Origin of the sequence: Butyrivibrio sp. AC2005 (assembly GCF_000424145.1) — a bacterium.
GTDB lineage: Bacteria > Bacillota > Clostridia > Lachnospirales > Lachnospiraceae > Butyrivibrio.
This window is the reverse complement of the sequence record NZ_AUJI01000010.1, coordinates 189,181-206,453: the sequence shown is the minus strand read 5'-3', so window position 1 is coordinate 206,453 and position 17,273 is coordinate 189,181. Positions and strand designations below refer to the sequence as shown.

At 42.7% G+C, this 17,273-nt stretch carries 16 protein-coding genes; 15 read left to right on the top strand and 1 reads right to left on the bottom strand.

Going from position 1 to position 17,273, the window contains the following annotated elements; translation table 11 throughout:
* Positions 1-40: 40 nt before the first annotated feature.
* From G602_RS0102430 to thiI, 14 genes are all read left to right on the top strand, one after another.
* Entirely contained in the window at positions 41-1,084 is a 1,044-nt protein-coding gene (locus G602_RS0102430; RefSeq protein WP_026657500.1) for a glycosyl transferase, read from the top strand.
* Positions 1,085-1,221: 137 nt separating this feature from the next.
* Positions 1,222-1,992, top strand: coding sequence for a DUF5672 family protein (locus tag G602_RS0102425; protein WP_242835476.1), 771 nt, complete (start codon positions 1,222-1,224; stop codon positions 1,990-1,992).
* Positions 1,989-3,110 carry a glycosyltransferase family A protein gene (locus G602_RS28500; RefSeq protein WP_026657497.1) on the top strand — a complete coding sequence of 374 codons (1,122 nt, stop codon included), beginning with the start codon at positions 1,989-1,991 and terminating at the stop codon, positions 3,108-3,110. Before G602_RS0102425 ends, G602_RS28500 begins: the two co-directional genes overlap by 4 nt.
* Complete coding sequence (locus G602_RS0102415) at positions 3,100-4,053, top strand: glycosyl transferase GT17 family protein (protein ID WP_026657496.1); 954 nt, start codon at positions 3,100-3,102, stop codon at positions 4,051-4,053. Before G602_RS28500 ends, G602_RS0102415 begins: the two co-directional genes overlap by 11 nt.
* A complete protein-coding gene (locus G602_RS0102410) occupies positions 4,050-5,246 on the top strand; it encodes a pyridoxal phosphate-dependent aminotransferase (RefSeq protein ID WP_026657495.1) in 1,197 nt (398 codons plus the stop codon). The genes G602_RS0102415 and G602_RS0102410 overlap by 4 nt, the downstream gene beginning before the upstream one ends.
* 91 nt (positions 5,247-5,337) lie before the next feature.
* Complete coding sequence (locus tag G602_RS0102405; RefSeq protein WP_049945009.1) at positions 5,338-5,916, top strand: DUF6465 family protein; 579 nt, start codon at positions 5,338-5,340, stop codon at positions 5,914-5,916.
* Between the two features lie 140 nt (positions 5,917-6,056).
* Positions 6,057-7,088, top strand: a complete 1,032-nt coding sequence (gene hrcA / locus G602_RS0102400) for a heat-inducible transcriptional repressor HrcA (protein ID WP_026657493.1) — start codon at positions 6,057-6,059, stop codon at positions 7,086-7,088.
* Positions 7,089-7,108: 20 nt separating this feature from the next.
* A complete protein-coding gene (gene grpE / locus G602_RS0102395) occupies positions 7,109-7,816 on the top strand; it encodes a nucleotide exchange factor GrpE (protein ID WP_026657491.1) in 708 nt (235 codons plus the stop codon).
* 123 nt (positions 7,817-7,939) lie between these two features.
* A complete protein-coding gene (dnaK, locus tag G602_RS0102390) occupies positions 7,940-9,820 on the top strand; it encodes a molecular chaperone DnaK (RefSeq protein ID WP_026657490.1) in 1,881 nt (626 codons plus the stop codon).
* 149 nt (positions 9,821-9,969) lie between these two features.
* The gene (dnaJ, locus tag G602_RS0102385) at positions 9,970-11,145 is read left to right on the top strand and encodes a molecular chaperone DnaJ (protein ID WP_026657489.1); all 1,176 of its coding nucleotides are present in this window, start codon (positions 9,970-9,972) and stop codon (positions 11,143-11,145) included.
* 63 nt (positions 11,146-11,208) lie between these two features.
* Positions 11,209-12,264: a 50S ribosomal protein L11 methyltransferase gene (locus tag G602_RS0102380; protein ID WP_026657488.1), complete on the top strand. Its 1,056-nt coding sequence runs from the start codon at positions 11,209-11,211 to the stop codon at positions 12,262-12,264.
* Positions 12,265-12,302: 38 nt separating this feature from the next.
* Positions 12,303-13,052 carry a 16S rRNA (uracil(1498)-N(3))-methyltransferase gene (locus tag G602_RS0102375; RefSeq protein ID WP_026657487.1) on the top strand — a complete coding sequence of 250 codons (750 nt, stop codon included), beginning with the start codon at positions 12,303-12,305 and terminating at the stop codon, positions 13,050-13,052.
* Positions 13,053-13,074: 22 nt separating this feature from the next.
* Positions 13,075-14,283, top strand: a complete 1,209-nt coding sequence (locus G602_RS0102370; protein ID WP_026657486.1) for a cysteine desulfurase family protein — start codon at positions 13,075-13,077, stop codon at positions 14,281-14,283.
* A 10-nt stretch (positions 14,284-14,293) separates the two neighbouring features.
* Positions 14,294-15,496 (top strand): tRNA uracil 4-sulfurtransferase ThiI, encoded by a 1,203-nt coding sequence (gene thiI / locus G602_RS0102365; protein ID WP_026657485.1) that lies wholly within the window; start codon positions 14,294-14,296, stop codon positions 15,494-15,496.
* A 64-nt stretch (positions 15,497-15,560) separates the two neighbouring features.
* Here thiI and G602_RS0102360 read toward each other — a convergent pair whose 3' ends face one another.
* Complete coding sequence (locus tag G602_RS0102360; RefSeq protein ID WP_022760362.1) at positions 15,561-15,791, bottom strand: HPr family phosphocarrier protein; 231 nt, start codon at positions 15,789-15,791, stop codon at positions 15,561-15,563.
* A 90-nt stretch (positions 15,792-15,881) separates the two neighbouring features.
* On the opposite strand from G602_RS0102360, the gene mtaB reads away from it, so the two are divergent.
* Positions 15,882-17,231, top strand: a complete 1,350-nt coding sequence (mtaB, locus tag G602_RS0102355; RefSeq protein ID WP_026657483.1) for a tRNA (N(6)-L-threonylcarbamoyladenosine(37)-C(2))-methylthiotransferase MtaB — start codon at positions 15,882-15,884, stop codon at positions 17,229-17,231.
* Positions 17,232-17,273: the final 42 nt, after the last annotated feature.

The window sequence follows — 17,273 nt, the reverse complement described above, 5'->3', positions numbered from 1 at the left end:
GGCTGACGGATGAGGGGATATCTGTAAGAAGGATATAAATATGATAGGAACAGAATTTATAAAAGGATACGGCTTGGGAAATCAGCTGTTTTTCTATATAGTGACAAGATGTCTTGCCGAGGAAAAGGGCGTTCCCTTCGGATTCGTTAATCCTGGACAGGTGGGCAATGTTTTCCATTCAAATAAGGGAATGTACTTTATGGATATAGACCTTGGAGAGGAAATCCCCAGGGAGGATATGGATAAGTTCACGATTTTCAAGGAGCAGGATGACAGACTTTATATGGGGAATTCCATTCATGATATGACGAATGGATGTTACATATCAGGCGCGGATCCGAAGCTCTTCGAGATAGAGGACAATACACTGATTTATGGTAATCTTCAGGATCAGTCCTATTTTGAAAAGTACAGGCATAAGATTAAGGACTGGCTCCACGTAAAAGAAGAGGCGGAGTCCTATGAATATACAGCGGATGATCTTTGCATAATTAACATGCGTGGCGGAGAGTATACGAGCTGCCCAGAGCTTTTTCTTGACAGAAAGTATTGGCTTAATGCAATTGAGAATATGAAAAAAGTGAACCCTGATATGAGGTTCATGATAATTACAGAGGATGAAGAGGCAGCAAGGAAGGTGCTTCCGGAGTATGAGTGCCACCATTTTGATATGGGTAAGGATTACGTCACCATAAAAAATGCCAGATACCTTATTCTGTCCAATTCGTCTTTTGCGATGATGCCGGTTATGTCCAGCACAGAGCTTAAATATGCCATAGCTCCAAAATACTGGGCAAGGCACAATATTTCTGATGGCTTCTGGTCATCGGAGCAGAATATATACAGCTTCCTGACTTATCAGGATAAAAAAGGAAAGCTGTTTACAGCTGACGAGTGTAGAGCTGAACTTGAGGAATACAAGAAGAGATCGGCGCTCTATGCTAAGAGGAATGTAAGACCGGGAGGGGTAGTGACCTTTTTCCAAAATATAAAGAGAAGGCTTCTGTATGGGCGATTTTTCTTCTGGAAGATTGTGAGATCTCTTGGAAGAAGAACCGGTCTTATCAAGACCTACAGGAAATAGGATGCTATCATCCGTCAGCATTGCTGATACCGGTCTACGTTCCGCTTCGGTCTGCGTAAAGCAGACGTCCTCTGGACGTCTTACGCCCCTAAGGGGAAGGCTTTATTGGAATTGTGTGCGAAAAAAGAGTATTAAATATGAGCGAAACAACGAAAAAAATCAAACTTCCCAATGTCACCATCGCAGCAATGACGAGTGTTGATGTATATGAGACGGTTGAGGCTATGAAGTACAGCATGCGGGACATAGAGTTCGGTGATGCTGTTCTTATTACGGACAAAAAGCCTTTTTACCTGCCAAAGAACATCAGATTCAGTTATACAACCAAGCTTGATGATATTGATAAATTTAATTATAAGATGGTCTACGAGCTGGGAAGACATATTAAAACCGAGTTTGTTCTAATTGTTCATGCAGATGGATTTGTTATACATCCCGAAAACTGGTCGGACGAATTTCTACAATATGATTATATTGGATCACCCTGGCCTCTTCCGAAGAATGATTATGCCTATCGTGACAGGAACGGAGAAATCTGTCGTGTGGGAAACAGCGTGTCAATAAGATCAAAAAGACTTCTGGAGTATCCGGTGGAGCATCATCTTCCATGGGAAAAGGTATACGATGGTTTTTATAATGAAGATATATTCCTTTGCTGCTATTGCAAAAATGAAATGGAGGAGCATGGACTCAGATGGGCTCCGATCGAGACGGCGGTGAAATTCGGAAGAGAACATCCTCTTCCCGAGAACAAGGGAATTGAACCTTTTGTATTTCATAAATGGTGGGGAGAAAATAAGAACTATCCGAGATTTTACAGTCCTAAAAAGAGATTTAAACGTGCTGTCAGACCGCTGCTATTCTGGAGAAAATCAGAGAAATGGAAGAGGGAGCATAAGATTACATGAAGTTTTCAGTAATAATTCCTGTTCATAATGCTGAAAAGTACATAAGAGAAGCGGTAGATTCCGTGATTGCTCAGGAGATACCATCCGATGTTGAACTGGAAGTTCTGCTGATTGAAAATGGCTCTGAAGATGGCAGTGCTGATATTTGCGATGATTATTCAGCAAATAGTATATGTGAGAATATTCGGATTAAGAACACCCATATGGGTAAAGCATCTGCTTACGAAGCAAGGCAGGAGGGCGTAAGACTTTCTTCCGGTAAGTGGATAGTTTTTATGGATGCCGATGACAAGGTGGTGCCGGGGCTGATTAAAAACCTTCATGAAGAAATTAGTAAACATGTACTTGAAGACAGTTCTTCTGATAAAGAGTATGAGGATAGTGGACATAAGACTGTGGATGGAAGAGAGGCTGTTGATGTAATTCTGTACAATGCTGCTGAACTCCAGACGCCTGATAATAAAATGTTTAAATTTCCTTTTAAGGAAGGTGTTGTTTACGGAACCGAGGACAGAGCGGATTTTCACAGACTCATGTGCTCCGGAGATTCACTCAATGCCATGTGGAACAAGTGCATAAAAAGAGAACTTGCAAGAGAAACATGCCTTTCGGATGGGAAACGCCTTAATCACGGAGAGGACCTTTTGCAGACCGCAGCAATAATTGATAGGGCAAAAGGTATTGCATATCTTGACCGCATACTGTATCTTTACAGGATAAATGAGGAAGGACTTACAGGAAGCTATCACGAGGAATTTCTTGATAATCAGGCTAAGGCCTGGGAGGCTTTTGATGAATATGCTCATAAGTGGTGCGGTGATAAGTACGATGAGATTATCAGGCAGAGGAAGACACTGACCTGCACAATAGGCATGAAAAAGCTGATTTATTCAAGCCTTCCTGTCGGTGATATAAAAGTAAAGCTTAAGGACATGATGACGACGGATTTTTATGAAAAGTACGCCCTGCAAGAGCTTCCCGACTGGGCACCCGAGGAGGATGTTTTCGTACACGGGCTTCAGGTTATGGATGATGCTGAGAAGAAGCTCATGAATTCATGTCGCAAGCATAAGTTTAAGTCCTATATTAAAGCGAGGATCAGAAAAAATGGTATATGATTGTATCCCGTTTTTTAATGAGGTTGATATATTAAAGCTCAGATTAAATATACTCGGCCCATATGTTGATAAATTCATAATCGAAGAAGCAACCATGACCTTTTCCGGCGAGGAAAAGGAGTTGTGCTTTGAGAAAAACAAAGAGTTCTACAAAGAGTTTCTTGACCGCATAGAATATGTGGTTGTTACCGATACTCCAAAAGAAGCGCTTACTCATGAGAGAGACTATTTTCAGAAGAATTATCTGGAAGAAGGCTTGAAGAGAGTCGGAGCTACATCAGACGATATTATTCTTTTTGGAGATGTGGATGAGATACCCAATCCTAAGGTTTTGGAAGAAATTATCCATAATTTTGATAAGACAAAGGTTTATCATCTTGCACAGAGAAACTTCTATGGCTTTTTTAATATGGAAGAAAAATCAGGAAAACTGTTGTCAATAACAGGAGAATTTCCTGAGATTGCAGTTTCTGCCAGGAAGTGGCTGGGAACTAAGGTAACTTCCATAGATAATATTCCCGGAGAAGGAATTGTCCGCTTGAGAGATCTTGTACCGCCTACTGATAAAAGGTCGGTGAGAATAGCCGGTGGTGGCTGGCATTTTGGTTATATGGGCGGACACCATGAGACAAATCCCGCAAAGAGAATCGGGGTAAAGGTCAAGGCTGCCGCACACCAGGAATATAATGACAGAGAGATTCTTGCAGAGACTATGGACAGGCTGGTACTTGGACAGGATATATTCGGAAGAGACGCAAAATTCGAAAGAGTTCAGATAGATGAAACTTACCCTGCGTATTTAAGGGAGCATATTGGGGAATATGACTACCTGGTGATGCCGGAGATTACTCCGCTTTCGAGACTTTATCACAAGTTTGATATTACGGTGGGGAGATTTTGCAGAAAGGCTTATCACAAGCTGAGGAGGATGTTGAAAAAATGAGCACAAATTTATCCAGTAGGATGTCGACCTTAAGAGTTTCGCCGACCACTGCGCTTTTTGCTAAGGTGGATGAGATGAGGCGAAAGGGCGAGGACATTATTTCGCTTAATGTGGGAGAACCGGATTTTCCAACGCCTGAAAATGTTAAAGAGGCAGGAATAAGGGCTATCCGGGAAGATTTTACGAAGTACACGACCGGAAACGGAATTGCGCCTCTCAGAGAGGCTATTATAGAGAAGCTCCGCAGGGACAATGGTGTTACCTACGGAATGGATGAGGTTGCTGTCATGGTTGGCGCGAAGCAGGCGCTGTTTGCTGCGCTTTGTGCTGTTGCGGGCGAGGGTGATGAAGTAATAATCCCGACTCCCTGTTATGTCAGCTATCCCGATATGGTTCGCCTTGCAGGTGGAACGCCTGTTATGGTTCCCAGAAACGATGATTTTTCACTTAATCTTGAGGCTATTGAGGATGCTTGCAATGAGCATACAAAGGCCGTCATAATATGTACCCCTGATAATCCCACCGGTAAGGTTTACGGCGAGGATGAGCTCAGGACCCTTGCGGAGATCGCGGTCCGCAAAGATATCTTTATTATTTCCGATGAAATCTATGAAAAAATAATATTTGAAGGTAATCGTCATTTTAGTGTTTCTTCTATTGAAGGAATGAAGGACAGGACAATTGTCGTGAATGGTTTTTCAAAGACCTATTCAATGACAGGCTGGAGACTTGGATATGTGTGCGGAAGGCGAGATGTTATCGCGAACGCAGTTAAGGTGCAGAGTCAGACTACCACAACTCCTCCAAGCATTTCACAGTATGCAGCCGTTGAGGCACTTAATGGTCCGCAGGAGTGTGTTTCCTATATGGCATCTGAGTTTGGGAAAAGGAAGGACTACGTTCAGGACAGGCTTTCAAAAATTCCGGGAGTTATTTGCCATGAGATACAAGGCGCCTTTTATGCTTTCTTCGATATAAGAGCTTTCCTGGGAAAAGAATATGAAGGATATGGTGTGATTGAAAAGGATACAGATATTTGTGAATATCTTTTGGAGAAACATCACGTTGCCGTAATGCCCGGAAGTGCCTATTTTGCCCCTGGATTCCTGAGAATTTCGTTTGCGAGTTCCATGGAAGTGCTTAAAATGGCGATTGACAGAATTGAAATAGGTCTAAATGCGCATAAATGTTGACTTTTTTCGATAATTGTACTAAACTCAAAATCGTAATGATAAATTTGCTAAAACGCATAGCATGCGTTCCTTACGTGAAAGAGAGGGAGATATGGCTGACGACAAGTTGAGAGAAGCAGCTTTAAAGCCGATTGCAACTATCAAGAAACCGGTAATTGCTGCAGAAAAGAAAGAAGAAGTAAAGACAGAAGAGGCTCCGAAGGAAGAGGCTAAGGCTGCTACAAAGAAAGCCGCTGCCAAGAAGCCTGCAGCAAAGAAGACAACAGTTAAAAAGGCTACAGCTACAAAGGCTGCTGAGAAGAAGGCAGAACCTAAGGCAGCTGATAAAAAAGAAGAGAAGCCCGCTGCAGAGAAGAAGCCTGCTGCAAAGAAGGCTGCAACTAAGAAGGTTGAGGCTAAGCCCGTAGAAAAGAAGGCAGAAGCTAAAAAGCCTGCAGAAAAGAAGGCTACAGCTACAAAGGCTGCTGCAACAAAGACAAATATTGTTCTTCAGTATGCTGACAAGAGTGTTACTTATGACACATTTGTAGAGAATGCTAAGAATGTTTGGCAGTATGATTTAGGAAGAAAAGTTTCTGAGATCAAGACTCTTGAGCTTTATGTTAAGCCCGAAGAGGAGAGAGTATACTTCGTTGTTAACGGCGAGGTTCACGCTGATTTTGGAATGTAATATTCTGATGGTTAATCCCCGAGAACGTAGTTCTCGGGGATTTTTTGTTGACATTAATAATTTATAGTGGTAATTTATTCTCAGAAGATGTTAGCACTCAACCTCAATGAGTGCTAACATAAAAATTAAGGAGGTATGTGATGCAACTGGATGACAGAAAAAAGAAAATACTGCATGCAATTGTTCGCAATTACCTCGAGACGGGCGAACCGGTAGGAAGCAGAACAATTTCCAAATACACTGATTTGAATCTTAGTTCAGCTACTATCAGGAATGAGATGGCAGACCTTGAGGAGATGGGACTTATATTACAACCCCATACTTCCGCAGGACGCATTCCTTCAGACCAGGGGTATCGTGTTTATGTAGACGAGATGCTTGCAGAGAAGGAACAGGAAGTTGAGAACATGAAGGAGATGCTTCTTGATAAGGAAGAGAAGCTTGAGAAACTCCTTAAACAGGTGGCTAAGACACTGGCTGTCGATACCAATTATGCTTCCATGATTTCAGCGCCCATGATTAGCAGGAATAAGCTGAAGTTTGTACAGCTTTCCAAAGTGGATGAGGAACATCTCCTTACTACCATAGTAATTGAGGGTAATGTTATTAAGAACCGCATGGTTGAGGTGGATCAGGAACTTTCGGAGACGGATCTGTTGAAGCTGAATATTCTTCTTAATACCAGGCTGGCAGGGCTCTCGGTTGAGAATATCAATTTGGGACTTATAACTGCCATGAAGCAGGAAGCAGGTATACACAGTGAGATAATCGGCAAGATAATAGATGCTGCTGCGGAAGCCATTACAGAGGATGAAGATCTTCAGATTTACACCAGCGGAGCTAATAATATATTCAGATATCCCGAGCTTGCTGACAAGGAGAGGGCAAGTGATCTCATTACCACCTTCGAGGACAAGAGTGATCTTACGAGCATTGTTGAGAATGCACTTCAGTCCACATCAGAGGAGACCGGAATTCAGGTTTATATCGGTAATGAATCTCCGGTTCAATCCATGAAGGATTGCAGCGTTGTAACCGCGACGTACGACCTCGGAGAGGGAATGAGGGGGACGGTAGGTATTATCGGACCTAAGCGTATGGATTATGACAAGGTTGTCGGAGCGCTTAAGAATATGATGAGAGCGCTGGATGATTTATATAAAAAAGAATAGAACCATAAGGAGTATTAAAATTGAGTAAGGAAGTAAAAAAGGACGTTAATAAAGAGTCCGGTAAGAAAACTGCAAAGGAGCTTCAGCAGGAAGTAGCTGAGAAGGCTAAGCAGGTAGCGGATGCAGCTAATAAGGTTGCAGAGGCGGCTGAGGAAGAGGCGGCTGAGGAAGAGGCAGCTGAAGCAGTTGCAGAAGCTGCAGCAGAGGATGCTGAAGTTGAAGCAAATGCTGAAGGTTCTGAGAAAGCTGAAGGCGAGAAAAAAGGCCTTTTCGGTAAGAAAGAAAAGAAGAATCCCTTCAAGGAAAAATTTGAAGAGATGCAGGATAAATACATGCGCCAGCTTGCTGAGTTTGAGAACTTCAGAACAAGAACTGACAGAGAAAAGGCGCAGATGTTTAATCAGGGAGCATCCAGTGTACTTGAGAAATTTCTCCCTGTTGTTGATAACTTCGAGAGAGGACTTGCTGCTGTCCCCGAAGAAGAAAAGGGTTCCGCTTTTGCTGACGGAATGAACATGATATACAAGCAGCTTATGAAGCAGATGGAGGATCTTGGTGTAACTCCCATCGAAGCCGTTGGAAAGGAATTTGATCCCAATTTCCACAACGCAGTAATGCAGGTTGAAAGCGAAGATGTCGAGGAAGGATTCGTAGCACAGGAGCTTCAGAAGGGTTATATGTATCACGACACAGTGCTCAGACACAGCATGGTTGCCGTTGCAAAGTAATATAGAGAACAGTAAAAATTATATTTTAAAAATAATGCCCTTGTTATAAAGCCTTCCCCTTGGGGGGAGGTGTCAGCGGAGCTGACGGATGAGGGGAATTGATATTCAATGGAGGAATAAAAAATGAGTAAGATCATAGGTATCGATTTAGGAACAACTAACAGCTGTGTAGCTGTTATGGAAGGTGGACAGCCCACCGTTATCGCTAACGCAGAGGGTGCAAGAACAACACCTTCAATCGTAGCTTTTACAAAGAATGGCGAGCGTCTCGTAGGTGAGCCTGCTAAGCGTCAGGCTGTAACAAATGCTGAGAACACAATCTCTTCAATCAAGAGAGATATGGGTACAGACAACGGTCGTACAATCGACGGCAAGAAGTATTCACCTCAGCAGATTTCAGCTATGATCCTTCAGAAGCTGAAGGCAGACGCAGAACAGTATCTCGGCGAAAAAGTAACAGAGGCAGTAATCACAGTTCCCGCATATTTCAATGATGCACAGCGTCAGGCTACAAAGGATGCAGGTAAGATTGCAGGTCTTGAAGTAAAGCGTATTATCAACGAGCCTACAGCAGCAGCTCTTGCTTACGGCCTTGATAACGAAAAAGAGCAGAAGATCATGGTATACGACCTTGGTGGTGGTACCTTCGATGTATCAATCATTGATATAGGTGACGGTGTTATTGAAGTTCTTTCAACAAACGGTGATACACACCTTGGTGGTGATGACTTCGATCAGAAGATCATCGACTGGATGGTAGCAGAGTTCAAGGCTAAGGAAGGTGTAGACCTTTCAGGCGACAAGATGGCTATGCAGAGACTTAAGGAAGCAGCTGAGAAGGCTAAGAAGGAGCTTTCATCTTCTACAACAACCAACATCAACCTTCCTTTCATCACAGCTACAGCAGAAGGCCCTAAGCACTTTGATATGGATCTCACAAGAGCTAAGTTCGAGGAGCTTATCCACGATCTCGTAGAGAGAAGTGCTATTCCTGTACAGAATGCTATGAAGGATGCAGGCCTTAACTATTCAGATCTTGGTAAGGTTCTCCTTGTTGGCGGTTCAACACGTGTACCTTGTGTAGTAGAGAAGGTTAAGCAGCTCACAGGTCATGAGCCTTCAAAGAACCTCAACCCTGATGAGTGCGTAGCAGTAGGTGCCGGTATCCAGGGTGGTAAGCTTGCAGGTGATGCAGGCGCAGGCGATATCCTTCTTCTTGATGTAACACCTCTTTCACTTTCAATTGAGACAATGGGTGGTGTTGCTACAAGACTTATCGAGCGTAACACAACTATTCCTACAAAGAAGAGCCAGGTATTCTCAACAGCAGCTGATAACCAGACAGCAGTTGATATCAACGTTCTTCAGGGTGAGAGACAGTTCGCTAAGGACAACAAGTCGCTTGGACAGTTCCGTCTTGATGGAATCCCTCCGGCAATGAGAGGCGTTCCGCAGATCGAGGTTACATTCGATATCGATGCAAACGGTATTGTTAACGTATCCGCTAAGGATCTTGGAACAGGTAAGGAGCAGCACATCACAATCACAGCCGGTTCTAACATGTCTGATGAGGATATTGATAAGGCTATTAAGGAAGCTGCTGAGTACGAAGCTCAGGATAAGAAGCGTAAGGAAGGCATCGACGCCAGAAACGAAGCTGATTCCTTCGTATTCCAGACAGAGAAGGCTATTCAGGAAGTTGGCGACAAGATCGATCCTTCACAGAAGCAGACTGTAGAGGATGACCTCAAGGCTCTTAAGGATACACTTGAGCAGACTAAGGATCGCGAGCTTACAGACAGCGAGATCGATACAATCAAGAGTCAGAAGGAAAAACTCATGACTGATGCTCAGGCTCTCTTTGCTAAGGTTTATGAGAGTGCACAGGGCGCAGCAGGTGCTCAGGGTGCAGGTCCTGACATGAGCGGTATGGGCGGAGCAGCTCAGAGCTCAAACAATGGTGCAGCTGACGACGTAGTTGACGGCGATTATAGAGAAGTTTAATTTAGTAGCTTTATAAAAGTTTAATAATTAAATTATTGCTAATGCCCAATACATCATATAAGATGTATTGGGCTTTAAGTAATCAATTGGCAGATTATATCGGAGTCGGTTGACTACTTCCATATATAATATTTTTTTAGGAGACATAAATGGCAGATCAGAAGCGCGATTATTACGAGGTCCTTGGCGTAAGCAAGGGAGCTAGTGATGATGAAATAAAAAAGGCATACCGTGTTCTTGCTAAGAAGTATCATCCGGATATGAATCCCGGAGATGCTGCGGCAGCAGATAAATTCAAGGAAGCTTCAGAGGCATACGCCGTTCTGAGTGATCCTGAGAAGAGACGTCAGTATGACCAGTTCGGACATGCTGCATTCGATCAGGGAGCTGGCGGATATGGCGGATTCGATTTCAATGGCGCTGACTTTGGTGATATTTTTGGCGATATATTTGGAGATTTCTTCGGCGGTGGCAGAAGAAGTCAGGGGGCAAGAAGTGGCCCTGCAAAGGGAGCCAATATTCGTGCAAGCGTACGAATTACTTTTGTAGAGGCCGTATTTGGTTGTGAGAAGGAGCTTGAGTTAAAGCTTAAGGATCCCTGCCCGAACTGTAAGGGAACCGGAGCTAAGCCCGGAACAACAGCTCAGATGTGTCCTAAGTGCGGTGGTAAAGGACAGGTTGTATTCACACAGCAGTCATTCTTTGGCACTGTAAGAAATGTACAGACATGTCCTGATTGTAACGGTAGCGGTAAGGTGATCAAAGATAAGTGTCCTGATTGTGGTGGTACAGGTTATGTAGCAAGCACAAAGAGAATTCAGGTATCCATTCCTGCCGGTATTGACAACGGACAGAGCGTACGTATTCGTGAGAAGGGTGAACCCGGTAGAAACGGCGGACCAAGAGGAGATCTTCTTGTAGAAGTTATAGTTGCAGATCATCCTATTTTCCAGAGACAGGATTATGATATCTTCTCAACTGTTCCTATGTCCTATGCTATAGCAGCGCTCGGTGGAACTGTTGCCATCGATACAGTAGACGGCAAGGTTCTGTATGATGTAAAGGCAGGAACACAGACTGATACAAGAGTAAGACTTCGTGGAAAGGGCGTGCCCACACTTAGAAATAAGGATATTCGCGGAGATCATTACGTAACACTTGTGGTTCAGGTTCCGGATAAGCTGTCAAAGGAAGCAAAGGAGCTTCTTAAGCAGTTTGATGAGAAGACAGGTGATAGTCTTCATGCAGCCGATGCCATATCCGGTAATAAGGACGGAAATGATGACGGCAAGAAAAAAGGTGGTTTTTTCGGTAAGAAAAAATAATATATGAATATGGAGCGGGGAGAAAAAATTCTCCCCGCTATTCGCATGTAAAGGAGTCTTAATATGAAATGGATGCGTTTCCGAATCAGAACCAATGAGGAATCAGAGGATATTATTGTAAGCAGTATGATGGATATAGGCCTTGAAGGTGCACAGATTGAAGATAATGCGCCGCTTACTGCTGCTGACAAGGAGCAGATGTTTACAGATGATCTTCAGGATGCTGATGATGAAGAGACAGGTGTGGACAGCTGTGCGGTAACAGCTCCCGGAGAAGAGGGAATAGCTTATCTCAATTTCTTTGTAGAGGTTGATGACAATAATATACTTACAATTCATGAGTATGATGATGACGGAGAGGAAATTGAAGTCAAAAAGACTCCCGACGAGATGAAGGAAGCTATAAAGGGTGTCCTGGATGAGCTTAAGGAGTTTTCTGATATCGGAGACGGAACCATTTCAGTAGACGTAACTGAGGATATCGACTGGATAAATAACTGGAAGCAGTATTTTCATAAGTTCTTTGTAGATGATGTACTTGTAATTCCATCCTGGGAAACTCCCGATGAAGAGGATAAGAAAAAAGCAAACATTACACTTCATATAGATCCCGGAACTGCGTTCGGAACAGGTATGCATGAGACAACACAGCTTTGCATACGTGCCCTCAGGAAATATATTACTCCCAGAGCAAGAGTACTTGACGTAGGAACCGGAAGTGGGGTATTGTCTATACTTGCGATGAAGTTCGGAGCAGGTCATACTGTCGGTACTGATCTGGATCCGTGCGCTGAACCCGCAGTTGCTGATAATAAGGAAGCAAACGGCATAGCAGCGGAAGATTTTGATCTAATAATCGGTAATATCATTGATGATGATAAAGTTAAAGAAGAGGTTGGCACAGGATATGATATAGTGGTTGCCAATATTCTTCCATATGTACTTGTTCCGCTTACCCCTATTGTTCCAGGCCTTTTAAAGGATGGTGGAATTTATATTACTTCAGGAATTATTGAGGCCAAGGAAGAGGTTATTCGTAAGGCTCACGAAGAGGCAGGCCTTAATGTGATAGAGGTTTGCAAGCAGGGCGAGTGGGTAAGCGTTATTTCCAAAAAGTAAATTTGTGAATTCCTGGTATAGGAACGGATGAGGACTATATGTACCATTTTTTCGCTGAGAGCAGTCAGCTTTTTGATGATGGAAAAAGAATAGCTATAACGGACTCTGATTATAATCATATGGTGAATGTTCTCCGCATGAAGGCCGGCGAGGAATTTTCTGTCAGCTTCAGGGAAGAGGAGGACAAGGAGTATCGCTTTGGTATAGAGTCAATAAATGATAATGAACTGATCGGAGAGCTTCGTTTTGTGAAGGAATCGGGAGTGGAGCTTCCCTCGAAGATTTACCTTTTTCAGGGGCTTCCCAAGGCAGATAAGATGGAGCTTATTATTCAGAAGAGTGTTGAGCTGGGAGTTTTTAAGATTATACCGGTTTCTATGAAAAGATCGGTTGTTAAGCTTGATGACAAAAGAGCGGCTAATAAGATTAAACGTTGGCAGGCTATAGCTGAGGCGGCAGCAAAACAGAGTAAAAGGGCTTTTGTTCCTGAAATCGATATGCCCATGAGTTTTAAAGAGGCTGTTAAACTTTGTGCTGATATGGATGTTAAGCTTCTTCCCTATGAGCAGGCTGAGGGAATGAAAAAGACACGTGAACTTATTGATTCAGTAAAGCCCGGGCAGAGCATAGCGGTATTCGTAGGCCCTGAGGGCGGCTTTGCCGATGAGGAAGTAGAATTTGCAACAGAGCAAGGCTTCAATTCAATAACTATGGGAAAGAGGATACTTCGTACGGAAACTGCCGGTTTTACCATGCTGGCATGGCTTATGTATCATCTGGAAGAGTGAAAATAAATTAAAACGGTGAATTATGGAAATATACTTAGACAACTCTGCAACAACTAAAATTTACAAAGATGTGTCGGAATTATGCATAAAGACTATGACTGAGGATTACGGTAATGCCTCCAGTATGCATCACAAGGGTGTTGTTGCCGAGAATTACTTAAAAAAAGCGACAGAGCAGATAGCGAAGACACTGAAGGCTAAGCCAAAGGAGATATTGTTTACATCAGGTGGAACAGAGTCCGATAATATCGCAATAATCGGCGGAGCCATGGCTCACCACAGAGAGGGTAAGCATCTTATTACCACCTGTATAGAGCATCCTGCTGTTGGGAATTCAATGAAGTACCTTGAGGATCAGGGCTTTGATGTGACTTATCTTAGTGTGTCAGAGGAAGGCCTGATAGATTTAGAAGAACTTAAGAATGCAATAAGAGAAGATACTATTCTTGTTTCTATAATGGCAGTAAATAATGAGATGGGTGCTGTAGAGCCTTTGGAAGAAGCCGGAAAAATAATTCACGGCGCAAATCCAAAAATTCTTTTTCATGTAGATGCGGTTCAGGGCTATGGAAAAGAACAGCTTATTCCCAAGCAGCTTGGAATAGACATGATGTCTGTAAGCGGACACAAGATTCATTCACCCAAGGGAATTGGATTTTTATATATAAGAGATGGTGTAAGAATTGTTCCCATAACCTATGGCGGAGGACAGCAGGGCGGATTGAGATCAGGTACCTTGAACATACCCGGAATCGCCGGGCTTGGAAGAGCTTCTGAAAAAATTTATACAGGTTTTGATGAAAAGCAGTCAAAACTTTTTGAACTGAAATTCAGACTGATAAAAGGACTTACAACAGAGCTTCCTGATATAAGGATTAATGGTATCGAGACTTCGGAAAGAAAGATTAGTGAGTTGTCTGATGATGAACTCATGGATGTTATAAAGAAGACAGCACCGCATATTGTCAGCGTGTCTGTCAAGGGAGTCAGGGCAGAGGTTCTGCTTCATGCGCTTGAGGATAAAGAGATATATGTGTCTGCGGGAAGCGCATGCTCTTCAAATCATCCGTCAGTTTCAGGAACCCTGAAGGCTATCAGGATTCCGAAAGAGTTTTACGATAGTACAGTAAGAATCAGTATGTCAGAGTTTACAACTTCAGAAGAGATAGATGAGACAGTAAAGGCATTTGCGGAAATAGTTCCAATGCTTCGCCAGTTTTCAAGGAGATAAAGGAGAAAATATGCAGTACCATGCATTTATAATCAAATATGCAGAGATAGGAATAAAGGGTAAGAACAGATACCTTTTTGAGGAAGCACTTGTAAAGCAGATGGAGCGTGTGCTCTCAAAGTGCGAAGGAGAATTCAGTATATTCCGCGTTTCAGGAAGAATATACTTAAATGCCAAGGGCTTTGATTTTGACGAAACAGTTGCAGCGCTTCAGACAGTTTTTGGTATTACCGGTATCTGTCCTGCTGTCTGCATAGAGAGAGATGGTAATGGCAAGCTTCCGGACATCAATGGTCTGTCACAGGAAGTTATCAAGTTCCTTGACGGGGTATATCCTGATAAAAACAAGACATTTAAAATTAAGTGCAGACGCGTTGATAAGACATATCCTCTTGATTCAATGGAAGCTGCAGCGGAGATAGGAGCACAGGTTCTTGATGCATTCCCGGAGATGAAGGTTGATGTAAGAGAACCTCAGATTCTTGTAAGTGTGGAAATCCGTGAGAAGGTAAATATCTATTCAGAGATTATTCCCGGACCGGGAGGAATGCCTATAGGAACAAGCGGCAAGGCATGTCTTCTTCTTTCAGGCGGAATTGATTCTCCTGTAGCGGGATATATGATTGCCAAGCGTGGCGCCGAAATTGAGGCAGTATATTTTAATGCTCCGCCCTATACCAGTGAGAGAGCTAAGCAGAAGGTAATTGATCTTGCCAGAGTTATAGCAAGATTTACCGGAAAAGTGCGTCTTCACGTGATCAATTTCACCGATATACAGATGTATATTTACAAACAGTGCCCGCACGATGAGCTCACTATCATCATGCGCAGATACATGATGAGGATTGCGGATACAATTGCTGCTCATAATAAGTGTATGGGACTCGTTACCGGAGAGAGCATCGGACAGGTTGCATCTCAGACTATGGAGAGCCTTATGGCTACCAATGAGGTAGTGACAGATATGCCGGTTTATCGCCCTCTTATTGCATTTGATAAGCAGGATATTGTGGATATTTCATTAAAAATTGATGCGTATGAGACTTCGATTCTTCCTTATGAGGATTGCTGCACAATATTTGTTGCCAAGCATCCGGTAACAAAGCCCAGGTTGGAAGTTATTCGCTCACACGAGCACAGACTTGATGAGAAGATTGATGAACTTGTGCAGACAGCACTTGAGACAGATGAGATTATTACGCTTGAAGCATAACAATCTAAAAAAACCTGCGACCAGGTCGCAGGTTTCAGTAGTTTTTTTGAAATTAGATCTAAAATTAGATCATGTAAGGCTTTAAGATTGAAAGCACTTCATCGGCGCCGTCTTCAGCATGGATGTTAAGGTCAATCGGCTTTGAAAGGTCGAGTGAGAAAATACCCATGATGGACTTTGCGTCAATTACATATCTACCTGATACAAGGTCGAAATCATAATCAAACTTTGTAATATCGTTTACAAAGGACTTAACCTTATCGATAGAGTTTAAAGAAATTTTTACGGTTTTCATTGCGCAAATACCTCCTTCTTTTCTTCATAATAAACGGAAGGACGTTAAAAGTCAATGATGTAAATTCGTCAAAATTAGCGGAGGTTTAATATGAAAAGTGTCGCCTTGCATAGTCTTGGCTGTAAAGTAAACAGATACGAGACAGATGTTATGGGACAAAAGTTACAAGAATGTGGATATAAAATTGTACCATTTGATGAAATGGCAGATATTTATATCATCAATACCTGCTCGGTGACGGCTATTGCAGACCATAAGAGCAGACAGATGCTGCACCGTGCCAAGAGAAAGAATCCGGAGTCTGTTGTTGTGGCCTGTGGCTGTTATGTTGAGACAGACAAGGAAGGTGTCAAGCTGGATGACAGCATAGATCTCATCGTTGGAAATAACAAAAAGGCAGATATAGTCGGTATCCTTGATGAGTATTTCAGAGAAAAGGAAGATAATTCAGAAGGATGCACGGATAAGGTTCTTGGAGGAATCAGTGTCACTGAGATAAATGATCCTGAGCAGCAGTATGAGCGCATGGAGCTTGCCAGCATGCCTGGTCACACCAGGGCGTATATCAAGATTCAGGACGGATGTAACCAGTTCTGTACGTACTGCATTATTCCGTATGCCAGAGGAAGAATCAGGAGCAGGGATGAGGCAGACATTATTGATGAAGTTAATAAACTTGCAAAGGATGGCTGTAAGGAAATAGTTCTTACGGGAATACATATCAGCTCATATGGTGTGGATAAGGGTGAATCAGCCCTTTTACCTCTTTTACAGAAACTCAATGATATTGAGGGAATAGAGAGAATAAGACTCAGTTCTCTTGAACCGAGAATAATCACAAAAGAGGTTGCTTTCGGAATGGCTGCGCTTTCCAAGGTTTGCCCTCATTTCCATCTCTCGCTTCAAAGTGGCAGTAATGACACCTTAAAGAGAATGAACAGACATTATTCCGCAGAGGAATACATGGACAGCGTTAAGCTGCTGCGGGAAGCATACGAATTGCCGGCAATAACAACGGATGTTATTGTGGGATTTCCCGGTGAAACTGAGGAAACCTTTGAGGAGAGCAGAAAATTTGCAGAGGATATAAATTTTTATGAAATGCATGTCTTTAAATATTCTCCGAGAAAGGGAACTGTAGCTGCGAAGATGGAGGACCAGCTGACAGACAGGGAAAAAACAGCAAGAAGTAATGTTCTTCTTACAATGACTAAGCAGCAGTCAAAGGAATACCGTGAGAAATTTATCGGTAAAACAGAGAAAATTCTCTGGGAAGATATGGAAAAAATCGGTGGAAAAAACTATATGATAGGGCTTACCACAAGATATATAAGAGTAGCAGCTCCTGAAGATAAAGCAAAGGAATTAAATATTTTTTCAGGCAGCATAACAGAGCATACGCTTAATAGTTTCTTAAGAGACGATACATTGCTTATTTAGGCGTAATGCGGTATTATTTTTTTAAGTAAAGTTTTAGCGAGG